General features: G+C 50.6%; 15 protein-coding genes. 8 read left to right on the top strand and 7 right to left on the bottom strand.

What is annotated here, in order from left to right:
• Window positions 1–96 precede the first annotated feature (96 nt).
• Entirely contained in the window at window positions 97–1,440 is a 1,344-nt protein-coding gene (gene gdhA / locus FQZ95_RS22475; RefSeq protein ID WP_160530692.1) for an NADP-specific glutamate dehydrogenase, read from the top strand.
• Between the two features lie 83 nt (window positions 1,441–1,523).
• On the opposite strand, the gene topB is transcribed toward gdhA, so the two are convergent.
• The 3 genes from topB to FQZ95_RS22460 form a co-directional block, all read right to left on the bottom strand.
• On the bottom strand, window positions 1,524–3,479 hold the full coding sequence (gene topB, locus FQZ95_RS22470; protein WP_160530781.1) for a DNA topoisomerase III: 1,956 nt from the start codon (window positions 3,477–3,479) through the stop codon (window positions 1,524–1,526).
• 4 nt (window positions 3,480–3,483) lie between these two features.
• The gene (gene selD / locus FQZ95_RS22465) at window positions 3,484–4,527 is read right to left on the bottom strand and encodes a selenide, water dikinase SelD (RefSeq protein ID WP_001295485.1); all 1,044 of its coding nucleotides are present in this window, start codon (window positions 4,525–4,527) and stop codon (window positions 3,484–3,486) included.
• 116 nt (window positions 4,528–4,643) lie between these two features.
• Entirely contained in the window at window positions 4,644–5,195 is a 552-nt protein-coding gene (locus FQZ95_RS22460) for an NAD(P)H nitroreductase (RefSeq protein ID WP_000339269.1), read from the bottom strand.
• A gap of 160 nt (window positions 5,196–5,355) precedes the next feature.
• Here FQZ95_RS22460 and sppA point away from each other — a divergent pair, with 160 nt between their 5' ends.
• From sppA to pncA, 4 genes are all read left to right on the top strand, one after another.
• Window positions 5,356–7,212, top strand: a complete 1,857-nt coding sequence (sppA, locus tag FQZ95_RS22455; RefSeq protein WP_105267323.1) for a signal peptide peptidase SppA — start codon at window positions 5,356–5,358, stop codon at window positions 7,210–7,212.
• A gap of 115 nt (window positions 7,213–7,327) precedes the next feature.
• Window positions 7,328–8,038, top strand: coding sequence for an SIMPL domain-containing protein (locus FQZ95_RS22450; RefSeq protein WP_001030438.1), 711 nt, complete (start codon window positions 7,328–7,330; stop codon window positions 8,036–8,038).
• A 131-nt stretch (window positions 8,039–8,169) separates the two neighbouring features.
• Entirely contained in the window at window positions 8,170–9,186 is a 1,017-nt protein-coding gene (gene ansA / locus FQZ95_RS22445) for an asparaginase (protein WP_001170162.1), read from the top strand.
• Window positions 9,187–9,196: 10 nt separating this feature from the next.
• Window positions 9,197–9,838, top strand: coding sequence for a bifunctional nicotinamidase/pyrazinamidase (gene pncA / locus FQZ95_RS22440; RefSeq protein WP_001135079.1), 642 nt, complete (start codon window positions 9,197–9,199; stop codon window positions 9,836–9,838).
• Window positions 9,839–9,998: 160 nt separating this feature from the next.
• Here pncA and FQZ95_RS22435 read toward each other — a convergent pair whose 3' ends face one another.
• Both FQZ95_RS22435 and msrB read right to left on the bottom strand, forming a co-directional pair.
• Window positions 9,999–10,271: a YeaC family protein gene (locus FQZ95_RS22435; protein ID WP_001046790.1), complete on the bottom strand. Its 273-nt coding sequence runs from the start codon at window positions 10,269–10,271 to the stop codon at window positions 9,999–10,001.
• A 41-nt stretch (window positions 10,272–10,312) separates the two neighbouring features.
• Entirely contained in the window at window positions 10,313–10,726 is a 414-nt protein-coding gene (gene msrB / locus FQZ95_RS22430; RefSeq protein WP_001284618.1) for a peptide-methionine (R)-S-oxide reductase MsrB, read from the bottom strand.
• Between the two features lie 341 nt (window positions 10,727–11,067).
• Here msrB and gapA point away from each other — a divergent pair, with 341 nt between their 5' ends.
• Both gapA and FQZ95_RS22420 read left to right on the top strand, forming a co-directional pair.
• On the top strand, window positions 11,068–12,063 hold the full coding sequence (gene gapA, locus FQZ95_RS22425) for a glyceraldehyde-3-phosphate dehydrogenase (RefSeq protein WP_000153502.1): 996 nt from the start codon (window positions 11,068–11,070) through the stop codon (window positions 12,061–12,063).
• A gap of 83 nt (window positions 12,064–12,146) precedes the next feature.
• Window positions 12,147–13,031, top strand: coding sequence for a D-hexose-6-phosphate mutarotase (locus FQZ95_RS22420; protein ID WP_088541827.1), 885 nt, complete (start codon window positions 12,147–12,149; stop codon window positions 13,029–13,031).
• A gap of 50 nt (window positions 13,032–13,081) precedes the next feature.
• On the opposite strand, the gene yeaE is transcribed toward FQZ95_RS22420, so the two are convergent.
• A complete protein-coding gene (gene yeaE, locus FQZ95_RS22415) occupies window positions 13,082–13,936 on the bottom strand; it encodes a methylglyoxal reductase YeaE (protein WP_106907460.1) in 855 nt (284 codons plus the stop codon).
• Between the two features lie 89 nt (window positions 13,937–14,025).
• Window positions 14,026–14,772: a scaffolding protein MipA gene (gene mipA, locus FQZ95_RS22410; protein ID WP_022645785.1), complete on the bottom strand. Its 747-nt coding sequence runs from the start codon at window positions 14,770–14,772 to the stop codon at window positions 14,026–14,028.
• A gap of 435 nt (window positions 14,773–15,207) precedes the next feature.
• On the opposite strand from mipA, the gene yeaG reads away from it, so the two are divergent.
• Window positions 15,208–17,142 (top strand): protein kinase YeaG, encoded by a 1,935-nt coding sequence (gene yeaG / locus FQZ95_RS22405; protein ID WP_001019882.1) that lies wholly within the window; start codon window positions 15,208–15,210, stop codon window positions 17,140–17,142.
• Window positions 17,143–17,225 lie beyond the last annotated feature (83 nt).

Here is a 17,225-nt window from a genome sequence, read left to right as displayed (position 1 = left end):
ACCGTCACATTCTTGATGGTATAGTCGAAAACTGCAAAAGCACATGACATAAACAACATAAGCATAATCGTATTAATATATAAGGGTTTTATATCTATGGATCAGACATATTCTCTGGAGTCATTCCTCAACCATGTCCAAAAGCGCGACCCGAATCAAACCGAGTTCGCGCAAGCCGTTCGTGAAGTAATGACCACACTCTGGCCTTTTCTTGAACAAAATCCAAAATATCGCCAAATGTCATTACTGGAGCGCTTGGTTGAGCCGGAGCGCGTGATCCAGTTTCGCGTGGTATGGGTTGACGATCGCAACCAGGTGCAGGTCAACCGTGCATGGCGCGTGCAGTTCAGCTCCGCCATCGGCCCGTACAAAGGTGGTATCCGCTTCCATCCGTCGGTAAACCTCTCCATTCTCAAATTCCTCGGCTTTGAACAAACCTTCAAAAATGCCCTGACAACTCTGCCGATGGGCGGTGGTAAAGGCGGCAGCGATTTCGACCCGAAAGGGAAAAGCGAAGGCGAAGTGATGCGGTTCTGCCAGGCGCTAATGACTGAACTGTATCGCCACCTGGGCGCAGATACCGACGTTCCGGCGGGCGATATCGGCGTTGGTGGTCGTGAAGTCGGCTTTATGGCGGGGATGATGAAAAAGCTCTCCAACAATACCGCCTGCGTCTTCACCGGTAAGGGGCTTTCTTTTGGCGGCAGTCTTATTCGCCCGGAAGCAACCGGCTACGGTCTGGTTTATTTCACAGAAGCAATGCTAAAACGCCACGGTATGGGTTTTGAAGGGATGCGCGTTTCCGTTTCTGGCTCCGGCAACGTCGCTCAGTACGCTATCGAAAAAGCGATGGAATTTGGTGCTCGTGTGATCACTGCGTCAGACTCCAGTGGCACTGTCGTTGATGAAAGCGGATTCACGAAAGAGAAACTGGCGCGTCTTATCGAAATCAAAGCCAGCCGCGATGGTCGTGTGGCAGATTACGCCAAAGAATTTGGTCTGGTCTATCTCGAAGGCCAACAGCCGTGGTCTGTACCAGTTGATATCGCCCTGCCTTGCGCCACCCAGAACGAACTGGATGTTGACGCCGCGCATCAGCTTATCGCCAATGGCGTTAAAGCCGTCGCCGAAGGGGCGAATATGCCGACCACCATCGAAGCGACTGAACTGTTCCAGCAGGCAGGCGTACTGTTTGCACCGGGTAAAGCGGCTAATGCTGGCGGTGTAGCAACATCGGGCCTGGAAATGGCGCAAAACGCTGCGCGCCTGGGCTGGAAAGCCGAGAAAGTTGACGCACGTTTGCATCACATCATGCTGGATATCCACCATGCCTGTGTTGAGCATGGTGGTGAAGGTGAGCAAACCAACTACGTGCAGGGCGCGAACATTGCCGGTTTTGTGAAGGTTGCCGATGCGATGCTGGCGCAGGGTGTGATTTAAGTCATTAGCGCCGTTTCAGGCGTTTATGCCAGATGCGGCGTGAACGCCTTATCTGGCCTACGAAAACTGACTGCATCAGAGCATTACATTATCACTCCACTGCCCGCCTCTGCTGATGGCGGGCTTTTTTTCGCTGCTCGCTTACGGGGTGAAGTCTTTTTATTTCCTTCTCCGCCATCTGGAGCCACTATGCCGCGAAACTGCCGCACCGGCGTACGTTTGGCCTGATCAATCAACTGATACAGCGTCCCCACCAACGGTTGCATAAAGTCCTGATAGCGGCACTGCTTTTCGCTGATTTGCGTCAGCACCGATTCCCAGTGCGCGGTCATGTCCGGTCGCGTCGCCATCTCTGGCAGCGAATGGAATAATGCTTTTCCGGCGTCGGTGGAGTGGATATAGCGTCCTTTTTTGGTCAGGAAGCCTCGCTTGAACAGCAGTTCAATAATCCCGGCGCGAGTCGCTTCTGTCCCCAGACCATCGGTGGCACGAAGGATCTTTTTCAGATCTTTGTCCTGCACAAAGCGCGCGATCCCGGTCATCGCCGAAAGCAGTGTTGCATCGGTAAAATGGCGCGGCGGCTGGGTTTGCCGCTCTACCACTTCACCTTTTTCACACAGCAACTCATCGCCTTTCGCCACCACAGGCAGTGGCGTGCCGTCGTTTTCTTCATCGCGCTCTTTGCTGCCTAACAGCGTGCGCCAGCCTGCTTCAGCTAGAAAACGGGCTTTAGCGACAAATTTGCCTTTGGCTATTTCCAGTTCGATAACACACTTGCGGAACACCGCGTCCGGACAGAACTGCATCAAATACTGACGAGCAATCAGGTTATAGACCTTCGCCTCGTTTTCCGTCAGGTTGATGGCAGAACTCCTCGCGGTCGGGATGATGGCGTGGTGCGCATCGACCTTTTTGTCATCCCAACAGCGGTTGCGTATATCTGGATCTACCACTGGTTGCGGCAACAGATCCGGCGCATGGACGCCGATAGCATTCATCACCGCGTGGCGTCCGGCAAAATGTTCTTCTGGCAAATAGCGACAATCGGAACGCGGATAAGTGATTAGCTTGTGCGTTTCGTACAGCTTCTGGCAAATATCAAGCACATTCTGCGCGCTCAGACCAAAGCGTTTTGCCGCTTCAATCTGCAACGCCGAAAGCGAAAACGGCAGCGGCGCGGATTCTGATTCCCGTTTATCGTTATAGCTGGTGACAATAGCCGGTTGACCACTAATGCGGTTAACTACATGCTCCGCCAGCGGACGATGTAACAAGCGCCCTTCTTCATCCTGGTACGGTTCACACGCTTCGCTCGGTTGCCAGATAGCGGTAAACCGCTCATCGGCAGGTGTCACGATATGCGCTTTGACTTCAAAGAAGTCTTTAGCCACGAAGTTTTCAATTTCTTCATCGCGGCGCACCACCAGCCCGAGCACGGGCGTCTGCACGCGTCCCACGGAAAGCACGCCCTGATAACCCGCATTACGACCGAGAATGGTGTACGCGCGGGTCATATTGATGCCGTATAACCAGTCGGCTCGTGCTCGCGCCAGCGCAGAAACGCACAGTGGTACAAACTCGCTATTGGAGCGAAGACGATCGATCGCCCGCTCAACCGCCTGCGGGTTCAGGTCGTTTATCAAACAACGCTGTACCTGCTGGCGCTTTTCCGGTGCCAGTTGCAGGTAGTCCAGCACTTCATCCACCAGCAATTGTCCTTCGCGATCCGGGTCCCCGGCGTGAACGATTTCGCTGGCTTCATGCAGGAAGCGTTTGATCACATTAAGTTGTTTGGTCACGGAGGGTCGTGGCTGTAATTGCCACTTTTCCGGGACAATGGGGAGATCGGCCAGGTTCCAGCGCGCATAGCGACTGTCGTAGGCGTCTGGCTGCGCCTGCTCAAGCAGGTGACCGATACACCAGGTCACCACCTGGCCATTACCGCACTCGATAAAGCCATCGCCTTTCCGGTGCGGTTTGGGCAGGACATCAGCAATGGCGCGCGCCAGACTCGGTTTTTCGGCAATAAACAACCGCATTGAATTAACGGATCTCAACCATGGCACGACCGCCGCGCGCTGGCACCAGTTCGCCAATCGCCGTCAGTTCAATGCCAAACTCGGCGGCTGTAGCTTTGACCTCATTTTCTGCTTCCGGCATGACCGCCAGCAGCAGACCGCCAGAAGTTTGCGGATCGCACAGCAGATCGCGCACTTCACGCGGCATTTCACCCATCAGATGCCCATAGCTGGCAAAGTTACGTTCGGTGCCGCCAGGCACTGCGCCCAACTTAATGTACTCTTCAACCCCCGGCAGTTTCGGGATCGCTTCATAGTCGACTCGCGCCTGCACACCAGCACCCTGACACATTTCGCTCAAATGCCCCAGCAGACCAAAACCAGTCACGTCAGTCATCGCTTTTACGCCTTCGATGTTGGCAAAGGACGCGCCTGCAATATTCATCCGGCACATCACTTCCGTCGCTAGTCCCTGATGTTCTGGTTTCAGCAGTGATTTTTTCTCAGCCGTAGTAAGAACGCCAATTCCCAGCGGTTTCGTCAGGAACAGTTTGCATCCGGCTTGTGCAGTACTGTTTTTCTTCACCCGCTCGGTCGGTACGATCCCCGTTACCGCCAGACCAAAAATCGGCTCCGGCGCATCGATGGAGTGACCGCCAGCCAGCGCAATACCCGCCTGACGGCATGCATAGCGTCCACCTTCGGTTACTTCGCGGGCAATTTCAGGGGAAAGTTTGTTAATAGGCCAGCCGAGGATCGCAATCGCCATAATCGGTTTGCCACCCATCGCGAAGATATCGCTGATGGCGTTAGTCGCCGCAATGCGGCCAAAATCGAAAGGATTATCAACGATCGGCATAAAGAAGTCGGTGGTACTGATAACGCTGGTGCCATTGCCCAGATCGTACACCGCCGCATCGTCGCGGGTTTCATTACCCACAAGCAAATTCGGATCAACAAACTTCGCCTGCTCACTGTGCAGGATGGTTTCCAACACTTTTGGGGAAATTTTACAGCCGCAACCTGCACCGTGGCTGTATTGGGTCAAACGAATCGAGTTCTCGCTCATGGACATCTCCTGTCAATGCAATCCGGGTATGGTAACCCTCATTCCATGAAGTGATAAGTGAGAGTGTCTGAATTCCTGCGCCTTTGCTCACAATCCAGACAGTTTCGCGACAATTATCAGAAATAAGTCACAAACGGCGTCGGGTCCGGAACGTTTATCGATGTAGATGCTTTCAACTGCGGCGTACCAAGGTAGAGAAAACCGACAATTTTATCCTGCTCACGGCAACCGAATGCTTCACGCACTACCGGACTTTCAGTTAATGCGCCACTGCGCCAGATGCCGCCAAACCCCTGGGCAACTGCTGCCATTTGCATCGCCATGACCGCACATCCCGCAGACATTTCCTGTTCCCAGCGCGGGACTTTATGATTTTCTTCGCATTTTGCCACCACCGTTATGATGAGCGGTGCGCGGAACGGCGCATTACGCGCTTTGTCGATAGCTTTGTCATCACTACCGGCAGCAATCGCCCCCTGTTCCAATAATGCGCTGAAACGCTCGCGTCCTTCCCCTTCAATCACAAAAAAATGCCACGGTTGCATGGACTTATGGTCCGGGGCACGCATACCCGCTCGCAGTATGTTTTGCAGTTGTTCACCCGTTGGCGCAGGTTCAGCCAGGCGGGAGGCGCTACGGCGATTGATCAATAGTTCGAGTGCATCCATTTGATTAACTCCTGTCATGATATTTATTCACAAAATTAACACGAGAGTGGATTTTGTTACAGCACAGTCCGCAATTCCTGCTGACAAGTGCCGGTTGGGTCATTACGATAACCACATCTATTGCGCCTGTGACAGGTGTGACCTTAAGTTGGGAGAATACATGCGAACCCTTTGGCGATTTATTGCCGGATTTTTTAAATGGACGTGGCGTCTGCTGAATTTCGTCCGTGAAATGGTACTTAACCTGTTCTTTATTTTTCTCGTACTGGTTGGTGTGGGGATCTGGATGCAGGTCAGTGGCGGTGATTCGAAAGAAACGGCCAGTCGTGGCGCGCTGCTGCTGGACATATCTGGTGTAATCGTCGATAAACCCGACAGTTCTCAGCGGTTTAGTAAGCTAAGCCGCCAGCTGCTTGGTGCCAGTTCCGATCGTCTGCAGGAAAACTCACTGTTTGATATCGTCAACACCATTCGCCAGGCGAAGGACGACCGCAATATCACCGGTATCGTGATGGATCTGAAAAACTTCGCAGGCGGCGACCAGCCGTCTATGCAGTACATCGGCAAAGCCCTGAAAGAGTTTCGTGACAGCGGGAAACCAGTTTATGCCATAGGCGAGAACTACAGCCAGGGGCAATATTATCTCGCCAGTTTCGCCAACAAAATTTGGCTATCTCCACAAGGCGTGGTGGATCTGCACGGTTTTGCTACCAACGGTCTGTACTACAAATCGTTACTGGATAAGCTGAAAGTCTCCACCCATGTGTTCCGCGTGGGTACGTATAAATCTGCCGTTGAACCGTTTATTCGTGATGATATGTCACCGGCAGCCCGCGAAGCTGACAGCCGCTGGATCGGTGAGCTGTGGCAAAACTATCTGAATACTGTTGCCGCTAACCGGCAGATCCCTGCTCAGCAGGTATTCCCTGGTGCGCAAGGGTTGCTTGAGAGTTTAACCAAAACAGGTGGCGATACCGCGAAATATGCGCTGGAAAACAAGCTGGTCGATGCACTGGCATCAAGTGCCGAAATCGAAAAAGCTCTGACCAAAGAGTTCGGCTGGAGTAAGACTGATAAAAATTATCGCGCCATCAGTTATTACGATTACGCATTGAAAACGCCGGCAGATACCGGTGACAGCATCGGTGTCGTCTTCGCGAATGGCGCAATTATGGATGGCGAGGAAACTCAGGGGAATGTCGGCGGAGATACCACTGCGGCACAAATCCGCGACGCTCGCCTTGACCCGAAAGTGAAAGCGATTGTTCTGCGCGTTAATAGCCCAGGCGGCAGCGTTACCGCGTCCGAAGTGATTCGCGCTGAACTGGCAGCAGCCAGGGCAGCGGGTAAGCCTGTGGTTGTATCGATGGGCGGCATGGCGGCATCTGGTGGTTACTGGATTTCCACGCCAGCTAATTACATTGTGGCTAACCCCAGCACCCTGACCGGTTCTATCGGTATCTTCGGCGTGATCACTACCGTAGAAAATAGTTTGGATTCGATTGGTGTTCATACCGATGGCGTCTCAACTTCACCACTGGCGGATGTTTCTATCACCAAGGCACTGCCGCCGGAAGCGCAGCAGATGATGCAGTTAAGCATTGAGAATGGCTATAAACGCTTTATCACGCTGGTTGCTGATGCGCGTCATTCGACGCCGGAGCAGATTGATAAAATCGCCCAGGGCCACGTCTGGACCGGTCAGGATGCAAAAGCTAACGGGCTGGTCGATAGTCTCGGAGATTTCGATGATGCGGTTGCCAAAGCAGCAGAGCTGGCAAAAGTGAAACAGTGGCATCTGGAATACTACGTTGATGAACCGACCTTCTTCGACAAAGTGATGGACAATATGTCTGGTTCTGTCCGGGCAATGTTGCCAGATGCGTTCCAGGCCATGTTACCTGCACCGCTGGCCTCGGTAGCCTCTACCGTTAAAAGTGAAAGCGACAAGCTGGCAGCGTTTAACGACCCACAAAACCGTTATGCGTTTTGCCTGACCTGCGCCAACGTGCGTTAAATCCTGCAAAAATGTGGCCGATATGCTGTCGGCCACACTCCTGAATCGGACTGTCTTTCACTCCCTCTCTCCACTACATTCCCTTGCTCATTTAGCATCTGATATGGAGTCATCAGTGAATAAGGCCCCCTCTTTAATTGCCGCTATCGTCCTCGGACTGGGGATTAGCGCCTGTGGTTATTTTGTTGGCGATGGTGTTAAACATTTAAAAACCAATAACCGTTATGTAAATGTGCGTGGGCTTTCTGAAAAAGAAGTTCGCGCAGATACGGCAGAATTAACAATTGCGATTAACTTTAAGGGTAATATTCCCGGCGAACTGTTCCCGAAACTGGAAGACGCGCAGAAAAAAATTGTTGCCGAACTCAATGCTCAGGGGATTAACGAGAAAGAGATAACCCTGGGCCAATGGACAAGCAAGCGAACAGATTCCTTTTATCTGAAAGATGATCCCACAATGCCACGCTATAACGCAGACGGGTCAGTGACGATAAAAACCCATAATGTTGCTGCTGTCGAAAAAGTCGTCGCGAAATTAAACGAACTGCAAGTTGCTACGGAGGGCGCTATCGCTGAGAGCAAAGTCGCCTATCGCTTTAATGGTATTGGCGCACTGCGCGCTGAGATGATTGCCGCCGCCACCAAAGATGCACGCAACGCAGCATTACAATTTGCAACGGACTCAGGTAGCCAGGTGGGGTCAATTAGCGATGCCTCACAAGGCGTGTTCCAGATCTTCGCCAGTGGCAGTGATGAAGATGATCCTACGGCGATTAATAAAACGGTACGCGTAGTCACCACCGTAACCTATGCGTTGCAGGATTAACCACTTTTCTCCGGCGGGACACTAATCCCTCCGTTCTGCCGGACTTTTCTCATATCCACAGAGTATCCAGGTGCGCTCGCTGCCCCTCACGTATATACTTTTGCTCTTTCGATATCATTCATATCAATATCATGCAAAAGAAATCAATTTACGTCGCCTACACGGGCGGGACCATCGGGATGCAGCGTTCCGAGCAGGGTTATATTCCGGTGTCAGGTCATCTACAACGCCAACTGGCGCTGATGCCGGAATTCCATCGCCCGGAGATGCCAGATTTCACCATTCATGAATATACGCCGCTGATGGACTCTTCAGATATGACGCCAGAAGACTGGCAGCATATTGCTGAAGATATTAAAGCGCATTATGACGACTATGATGGTTTTGTCATTCTGCACGGCACCGACACGATGGCGTATACCGCCTCTGCGCTGTCGTTCATGCTCGAGAATCTCGGTAAACCGGTCATTGTGACAGGGTCACAAATCCCGCTGGCTGAGTTACGCTCTGACGGACAAATTAATCTGCTGAATGCGTTGTACGTTGCGGCGAATTATCCTATCAACGAAGTAACTCTCTTTTTTAATAATCGACTTTATCGTGGCAACCGTACCACCAAAGCCCATGCCGATGGTTTTGATGCGTTTGCCTCTCCAAACCTTCCTCCGTTACTGGAAGCAGGTATCCATATTCGTCGTTTGAATACGCCACCCGCCCCGCACGGTGAAGGGGAATTGATCGTTCATCCAATCACCCCACAACCGATTGGCGTAGTGACGATTTATCCAGGGATTTCTGCTGACGTCGTGCGCAATTTTCTGCGCCAACCGGTGAAGGCATTGATTCTGCGCTCATATGGCGTGGGTAATGCGCCACAAAACAAAGCCTTCCTGCAAGAATTACAAGAAGCCAGCGATCGCGGAATTGTGGTAGTCAACCTGACACAATGTATGTCCGGCAAAGTGAACATGGGGGGTTATGCCACCGGTAACGCCCTCGCCCATGCCGGCGTTATTGGCGGTGCAGATATGACTGTAGAAGCCACGCTAACCAAACTGCATTACCTGCTTAGCCAGGAACTGGATACTGAAACCATTCGCAAGGCCATGAGCCAAAACCTGCGCGGCGAACTGACGCCGGATGATTAAGGAGACTGCAATGCCCCCTCGCGCCCTGTTACTGGTCGATTTACAAAATGATTTCTGTGCTGGTGGCGCGCTCGCCGTGCCGGAAGGTGACAGTACGGTGGATGTCGCTAACCGCCTGATTGACTGGTGCCAGTCGCGCGGTGAAGCGGTTATCGCCAGTCAAGACTGGCACCCGGCGAATCACGGCAGTTTTGCCAGTCAGCACGGTGTAGAGCCTTATACGCCAGGCCAACTCGACGGTTTGCCACAAACCTTCTGGCCAGATCACTGTGTGCAGAACAGTGAAGGCGCACAATTACATCCGTTACTGAACCAAAAAGCGATCGCAGCGGTGTTCCATAAAGGCGAAAATCCTTTAGTTGACAGTTACAGTGCCTTTTTTGATAACGGCCGTCGGCAGAAAACCACGCTCGATGACTGGTTACGCGATCATGAAATCGATGAATTGATCATTATGGGCCTGGCTACTGACTATTGCGTGAAGTTTACCGTGCTGGACGCGTTACAGTTAGGTTATAAGGTTAATGTGATTACCGATGGTTGTCGTGGCGTGAATATCCAGCCACAGGACAGTGCGCACGCGTTTATGGAGATGTCAGCAGCTGGGGCAACGCTATATACGCTGGCAGACTGGGAAGAGACGCAGGAGTAATATTAGTTGGATTCATCTCTGGCCTACATTTCCTCAATGACATTGTAGGCCAGATAATACTTGTCAGTGTTGCATTTAACCTACTTGCAGCTAAAACACGACGTCCGAACAAGTCTATTTGCCCTCCCTTAATAACAGGCTTAAATACTAGACAACTCATTCACTTAAACATGGCAATAGGCTTTGCTGAGATACCAAAATCTTCTTTTAACTGTTGTTTGCTCTTCATAACCATCTGACCATTTGTGTCAATTGTCATATGCTGAGCTTCGGTATTATGGCGGGCTTGCCAAAGCATCACCAATTGCAGGCAGTTCTCTTTTTGTTCCTCGGTCAGCGCAACACCATCGGGCCATTTTCCCAGTTCAACAGCAGTCGACAAACGCTGGTATACCTCAGGCGTCATGCTGTTGATAATGTCATCAAGATTCATAATTTTTCCGCTCCTGTGGAATAAGTTGCTGAATCGTTTTTTCAACCGTTGATTTCTTCGCCGTTTTCGCCATCGGTAAAGCGTAAAGAGGCTGAGTTAACACAATAACGTTCACCCGTTGGCTGCGGCCCGTCGGGGAAGACATGCCCCAGATGGGCATCACAGTTACCGCAACGAATTTCTATGCGCTGCATTCCATGTGACAAGTCTTTGATATAACGAATGGATTCTTCACTCACCGGTTCGTAGAAACTGGGCCAGCCACAGCCGGAATCATACTTGGTTTGGGAATGAAACAGCGGGGCATCGCAGATCAAACAGTGATATACGCCGTCACGCTTGTTATGCAGTAAACGACCCGTAAATGGCGGCTCTGTCCCATGATTCTGCGTCACGTAGAACTGCATCTCGGACAAATTTTTTTTCAGTTCTTCTGCCGAAGGTTTATTAGCCATTTGCTCACATCTCACTTTAATCGTGCTCACATTACGTGACTGATTCTAACAAAACATTAACACCAACTGGCAAAATTTTGTCCTAAACTTGATCTCGACGAAATGGCTGCACCTAAATCGTGATGAAAATCACATTTTTATCGTAATTGCCCTTTAAAATTCGGGGCGCCGACCCCATGTGGTCTCAAGCCCAAAGGAAGAGTGAGGCGAGTCAGTCGCATAATGCTTAGGCACAGGATTGATTTGTCGCAATGATTGACACGATTCCGCTTGACGCTGCGTAAGGTTTTTGTAATTTTACAGGCAACCTTTTATTCACTAACAAATAGCTGGTGGAATATATGACTATCAAAGTAGGTATCAACGGTTTTGGCCGTATCGGTCGCATTGTTTTCCGTGCTGCTCAGAAACGTTCTGACATCGAGATCGTTGCAATCAACGACCTGTTAGACGCTGATTACATGGCATACATGCTGAAATATGACTCCACTCACGGCCGTTTCGACGGTACCGTTGAAGTGAAAGACGGTCATCTGATCGTTAACGGTAAAAAAATCCGTGTTACCGCTGAACGTGATCCGGCTAACCTGAAATGGGACGAAGTTGGTGTTGACGTTGTCGCTGAAGCAACTGGTCTGTTCCTGACTGACGAAACTGCTCGTAAACACATCACCGCTGGTGCGAAAAAAGTGGTTATGACTGGTCCGTCTAAAGACAACACTCCGATGTTCGTTAAAGGCGCTAACTTCGACAAATATGCTGGTCAGGACATCGTTTCTAACGCTTCCTGCACCACCAACTGCCTGGCTCCGCTGGCTAAAGTTATCAACGATAACTTCGGCATCATCGAAGGTCTGATGACCACCGTTCACGCTACTACCGCTACTCAGAAAACCGTTGACGGCCCGTCTCACAAAGACTGGCGCGGCGGCCGTGGTGCTTCCCAGAACATCATCCCGTCCTCTACCGGTGCTGCTAAAGCTGTAGGTAAAGTACTGCCAGAACTGAATGGCAAACTGACTGGTATGGCGTTCCGCGTTCCGACCCCGAACGTATCCGTAGTTGACCTGACCGTTCGTCTGGAAAAAGCTGCAACTTACGAGCAGATCAAAGCTGCCGTTAAAGCTGCTGCTGAAGGCGAAATGAAAGGCGTTCTGGGCTACACCGAAGATGACGTAGTATCTACCGATTTCAACGGCGAAGTTTGCACTTCCGTGTTCGATGCTAAAGCGGGTATCGCTCTGAACGACAACTTCGTGAAACTGGTATCCTGGTACGACAACGAAACCGGTTACTCCAACAAAGTTCTGGACCTGATCGCTCACATCTCCAAATAAGTTGAGATGACTCTGTGATCTAAAAAGAGCGACTTCGGTCGCTCTTTTTTTTACCTGATAAAATGAAGTTAAAGGACTGCGTCATGATTAAGAAAATTTTTGCCCTTCCGGTCATCGAACAAATCTCCCCTGTCCTCTCCCGTCGTAAACTGGATGAACTGGACCTCATTGTGGTCGATCATCCCCAGGTAAAAGCCTCTTTTGCATTACAGGGCGCACACCTTCTCTCGTGGAAACCTGCGGGTGCAGAAGAAGTTCTGTGGTTGAGTAACAACACACCGTTCAAAAATGGCGTCGCCATTCGCGGTGGCATACCGGTTTGCTGGCCGTGGTTTGGTCCGGCTGCACAACAAGGTCTGCCTGCGCACGGTTTTGCCCGCAACCTGCCGTGGACGCTGAAATCACATCGTGAAGATGCTGATGGTGTAGCGCTGACTTTTGAATTGACACAAAGCGAAGAGACGAAAAAATTCTGGCCGCACGACTTTACGCTGTTAGCGCATTTCCACGTGGGTAAAACCTGTGAAATCGATCTTGAAGCACACGGCGAATTTGAAACTACCTCTGCTCTGCATACCTACTTTAACGTGGGTGATATCGCTAAGGTAAGCGTCAGTGGACTAGGCGATCGCTTCATTGATAAAGTAAATGACGCGAAAGAAGATGTACTGACCGACGGTATTCAGACCTTCCCTGACCGTACCGATCGCGTGTATCTGAATCCGCAAGATTGCAGCGTAATTAATGACGAAGCGCTGAATCGTATTATCGCCGTAGGCCACCAGCATCATCTGAACGTTGTAGGCTGGAACCCAGGACCGGCGCTTTCAGTTAGCATGGGCGATATGCCGGATGATGGCTACAAGACCTTTGTTTGTGTAGAAACGGCATACGCTTCAGAAACGCAAAAAGTCACCAAAGAGAAACCTGCACATCTGGCGCAATCCATTCGCGTTGCGAAACGTTAATTTGCGTTAATATTGTGTGCCGGGTGCGATGCATCCGGCACGTATCAACATCACACCATATCCAACGCAGTTTTTCCTTTTGGTGCCGGATACGCTTTATCCAGCATAACTAATTCCGCTGACGAAAGTTCAACCTCAAGCACAGCCGCATTTTGTTGGACATGTGCGACAGTTGCCGCTTTTGGAATCGCCATCACACCCTGATGGCTGATTACCCACGCCAACAATACTTGTGCCGCACTGATATTGTGAGCATGTGCAATTTCGTTGACTACCGCATTTTTTAACAGTCCATTGCGCAACCGGCCGGCCTGGGCTAATGGACTGTAAGCCATCACCGGCATCTGCTGTTTCTGGCACCAGGGCAGTAGATCGTACTCAATCCCTCGTGAACCGAGATGGTAAAGCACCTGATTAGTGGCACACTGATTTCCCCCCGGCAGCTGCCAGAGTTCCTGCATATCGGCATAATCAAGGTTAGAAACGCCCCAGCGGCGGATTTTTCCCTGGGCGATCAATTTTTCCATCGCTGCGACAGTCTCTTCGAGAGCGAAACTGCCAGACCAGTGTAATAAGTAGAGATCGAGATAATCAGTATTGAGACGGCGTAAACTGGCTTCGCATGCATTTATCGCTTTTTGCCCGCCAGCATTCCACGGATAGACTTTAGAGACGAGAAAGACGTTCTCACGCAGACCGATTAATGCTTCCCCAACCACTTTTTCGGCACCGCCATCGGCATACATTTCGGCGGTATCAATGAGGGTTAAACCGAGTTCAATGCCCGCGCGTAGTGCAGCAACTTCTGTTTTACGCTGACTGGCATCTTCGCCCATATACCATGTTCCCTGCCCTATGGCTGGCAGTAAGACATCGCCACTAAATTGAATCATTTTTTGTTGCATTGTTTCCTCCCAGGTATTGCACCACCGTAATGCAAAACAGGGCGTTACGCCCTGTTTTTATGCACAAAATGCCCTGGAAAGATGCATTATCAGAATTTGTAGGTGATCCCGGTAGAAATCAGGCCAGTCCAGGATTTATCCACCATTGGGCTGTCAGTAACTTCATCAGACAGACGGGTGTAGCGCGCGGTACCGTAAACACTCCAGTCACCGAGGAAGTTGTAGCTGGCACTTAGCTCCAGGTAAGGGCTCCAGCTGTCGTTCGGGTTATAGCCACGCAGACCGCTGCGCGCAGACTCTTTGCGCGATACGCCATAATAGTATTCGTTCTGGTTTTCGCTGTTCCACTGCACACCAATACCCGGAGTCACGGTCAGGCCACCGTTGGTGTAACGATACAACCAGGCCATATCCCAGATGATGCCGTTGCTGTTATCCAGGGTATCGCCAGCCAGGGTGGTACGCAGGTAACCGTACTGGGTAAAGTGAGCATAAGACAGACCAGCCATCATGGTGCTCTTACGGTCATCCAGGTGACGCATTTGGTGATCGCCACTGTCTTTAGCTTTGAAGTAAAGCGGCGACCAGTAAGCGGTAATTGAAAGTTTATCCGTTGCGTCATTCCACAGGTAGTAACCACCACCTAAGCCACGGAACCAGAAGTTATCGCCTTCATAGTTGATTACCGGTACTGGGTAAACATCGGTATCGTAATCTTTATATGGGTGTTCAACGACACCTACGCCTGCGCCCAGGGAAAATTTACCTTCAGCGTGCGCTACGCCTGCAGACGTTGCGATAAGCACTCCAAGTGCCAGAAGTTTGAGTTTGGTCACAATTAATCATTCCTTAAACAAATGTTTAGCGGGCGACAAAGTTTACCCGTCAATACATCGAAACCCAACCTTTTTACGTTTTCATTTTTTAAAGTAACTGTTTAATTTTCCTGACGCAGATGACACCACGCTTACAGCCAAATGAATTACGCGTTACTGGCGACCCTGGTCTTTACATTAATTATGCAAATTTTATGGATGAGTTGTTGATATGCCATTGAAATTAAGAAAGCCGTGCAGGCAAGTTTTCCATTTGCCATCTACGCTTAATTTTGAAGGTGTATCACCGGGCACGTTGTTCTCATCGTCGATAAAATGGCATGAGAGTTGCTGTGTTTTAGCAAGAGACGTCGTTCAGTTTACCTCTTCCGGGAGCCTCTACTATTCATATGAACGGCTCTTAACCTGTGCTAAAAAACGAAAGGACGGCATACCATGAATATATTCGATCACTATCGCCAGCGATATGAAGCTGCCAAGGACGAAGAGTTCACACTGCAGGAGTTTCTTACCACTTGTCGGCAAGATCGCAGTGCTTATGCCAACGCGGCTGAGCGGCTATTGATGGCTATCGGTGAGCCTGTCATGGTCGATACAGCCCAGGAACCCAGACTTTCTCGACTCTTTTCTAACCGGGTCATTGCACGTTACCCGGCCTTTGAAGAGTTTTACGGCATGGAAGACGCGATTGAACAGATTGTCTCTTATCTGAAACACGCGGCTCAGGGGCTGGAGGAGAAGAAACAAATCCTGTATCTGCTGGGGCCTGTGGGTGGGGGTAAATCATCGCTTGCTGAGCGACTGAAATCATTAATGCAGCTCGTGCCGATCTATGTATTAAGCGCTAACGGTGAGCGGAGCCCGGTCAACGATCATCCGTTCTGTCTTTTCAATCCGCAAGAAGATGCGCAGATTCTGGAAAAAGAGTATGGCATTCCTCGACGCTATCTTGGCACCATCATGTCGCCGTGGGCAGCAAAACGCCTGCATGAATTTGGTGGCGATATTACTAAGTTCCGGGTGGTAAAGGTCTGGCCGTCAATTCTGCAACAAATTGCTATCGCCAAAACGGAACCTGGCGATGAGAACAACCAGGACATCTCAGCGCTGGTAGGGAAAGTCGATATCCGTAAACTCGAACACTACGCGCAGAACGATCCGGACGCCTACGGATATTCCGGTGCACTATGCCGCGCCAACCAGGGGATCATGGAGTTTGTCGAGATGTTTAAAGCACCGATTAAAGTGCTGCATCCCCTGTTAACCGCCACTCAGGAAGGTAACTACAACGGGACGGAAGGTATCTCCGCCTTGCCGTTTAACGGGATTATTCTCGCCCATTCGAACGAATCCGAATGGGTCACTTTCCGTAATAACAAGAACAACGAAGCCTTCCTCGATCGTGTTTATATCGTGAAGGTGCCATATTGCTTGCGTATTTCCGAAGAGATCAAAATCTACGAGAAATTGCTTAATCACAGTGAACTGACTCACGCCCCCTGCGCACCTGGCACGCTGGAAACGCTGTCTCGTTTTTCCATTCTTTCGCGTCTGAAAGAGCCGGAAAACTCCAGCATTTATTCGAAGATGCGGGTTTATGATGGCGAAAGTCTGAAAGACACCGATCCGAAAGCCAAGTCGTATCAGGAATATCGTGACTACGCAGGCGTTGATGAAGGGATGAACGGTCTGTCCACGCGTTTTGCGTTTAAGATCCTCTCTCGCGTGTTCAACTTCGACCACGTGGAAGTGGCAGCAAACCCTGTTCATCTGTTCTACGTCCTGGAACAGCAGATCGAGCGCGAGCAGTTCCCTCAGGAGCAGGCTGAGCGTTATCTCGAGTTCCTGAAAGGTTACTTGATTCCGAAATATGCCGAGTTTATCGGTAAAGAGATTCAAACTGCGTATCTTGAATCCTATTCTGAATATGGACAAAACATTTTTGACCGTTATGTCACGTATGCAGATTTCTGGATTCAGGATCAGGAGTATCGCGACCCGGATACCGGGCAGCTGTTTGACCGCGAATCTCTCAACGCTGAGCTGGAGAAAATTGAGAAACCGGCGGGGATCAGTAATCCAAAAGATTTCCGCAACGAGATTGTCAACTTCGTACTGCGCGCCAGAGCGAATAACAGCGGACGCAATCCGAACTGGACCAGCTATGAAAAACTGCGCACGGTTATTGAGAAGAAAATGTTCTCTAATACCGAGGAGCTGTTGCCAGTTATTTCGTTTAACGCCAAAACGTCAACCGACGAGCAGAAGAAACACGACGATTTTGTCGACCGTATGATGGAAAAAGGCTACACCCGTAAACAGGTGCGTTTACTGTGCGAATGGTATTTGCGCGTACGTAAATCGTCTTAACAACCATGGCCCGGTACGCATGCTACCGGGCCTACAACGACAGCGAACCGTGGGCCAGAGAAGCGGCAACACAGGCGTAGCAA

The organism is Escherichia sp. HH41S (assembly GCF_009820115.1).
Taxonomy (GTDB): Bacteria; Pseudomonadota; Gammaproteobacteria; order Enterobacterales; family Enterobacteriaceae; genus Escherichia; species Escherichia coli_F.
This window is presented reverse-complemented; position numbering and strand designations above follow the sequence as displayed.

Bases quoted from the DNA above. Each gene is read 5' to 3' on its own strand.
- gdhA (WP_160530692.1), top strand. From the start codon at position 97: ATGGATCAGACATATTCTCTGGAGTCATTCCTCAACCATGTCCAAAAG.
- topB (WP_160530781.1), bottom strand. From the start codon at position 3,479: ATGCGGTTGTTTATTGCCGAAAAACCGAGTCTGGCGCGCGCCATTGCT.
- selD (WP_001295485.1), bottom strand. From the start codon at position 4,527: ATGAGCGAGAACTCGATTCGTTTGACCCAATACAGCCACGGTGCAGGT.
- FQZ95_RS22460 (WP_000339269.1), bottom strand. From the start codon at position 5,195: ATGGATGCACTCGAACTATTGATCAATCGCCGTAGCGCCTCCCGCCTG.
- sppA (WP_105267323.1), top strand. From the start codon at position 5,356: ATGCGAACCCTTTGGCGATTTATTGCCGGATTTTTTAAATGGACGTGG.
- ansA (WP_001170162.1), top strand. From the start codon at position 8,170: ATGCAAAAGAAATCAATTTACGTCGCCTACACGGGCGGGACCATCGGG.
- pncA (WP_001135079.1), top strand. From the start codon at position 9,197: ATGCCCCCTCGCGCCCTGTTACTGGTCGATTTACAAAATGATTTCTGT.
- FQZ95_RS22435 (WP_001046790.1), bottom strand. From the start codon at position 10,271: ATGAATCTTGATGACATTATCAACAGCATGACGCCTGAGGTATACCAG.
- msrB (WP_001284618.1), bottom strand. From the start codon at position 10,726: ATGGCTAATAAACCTTCGGCAGAAGAACTGAAAAAAAATTTGTCCGAG.
- gapA (WP_000153502.1), top strand. From the start codon at position 11,068: ATGACTATCAAAGTAGGTATCAACGGTTTTGGCCGTATCGGTCGCATT.
- FQZ95_RS22420 (WP_088541827.1), top strand. From the start codon at position 12,147: ATGATTAAGAAAATTTTTGCCCTTCCGGTCATCGAACAAATCTCCCCT.
- yeaE (WP_106907460.1), bottom strand. From the start codon at position 13,936: ATGCAACAAAAAATGATTCAATTTAGTGGCGATGTCTTACTGCCAGCC.
- yeaG (WP_001019882.1), top strand. From the start codon at position 15,208: ATGAATATATTCGATCACTATCGCCAGCGATATGAAGCTGCCAAGGAC.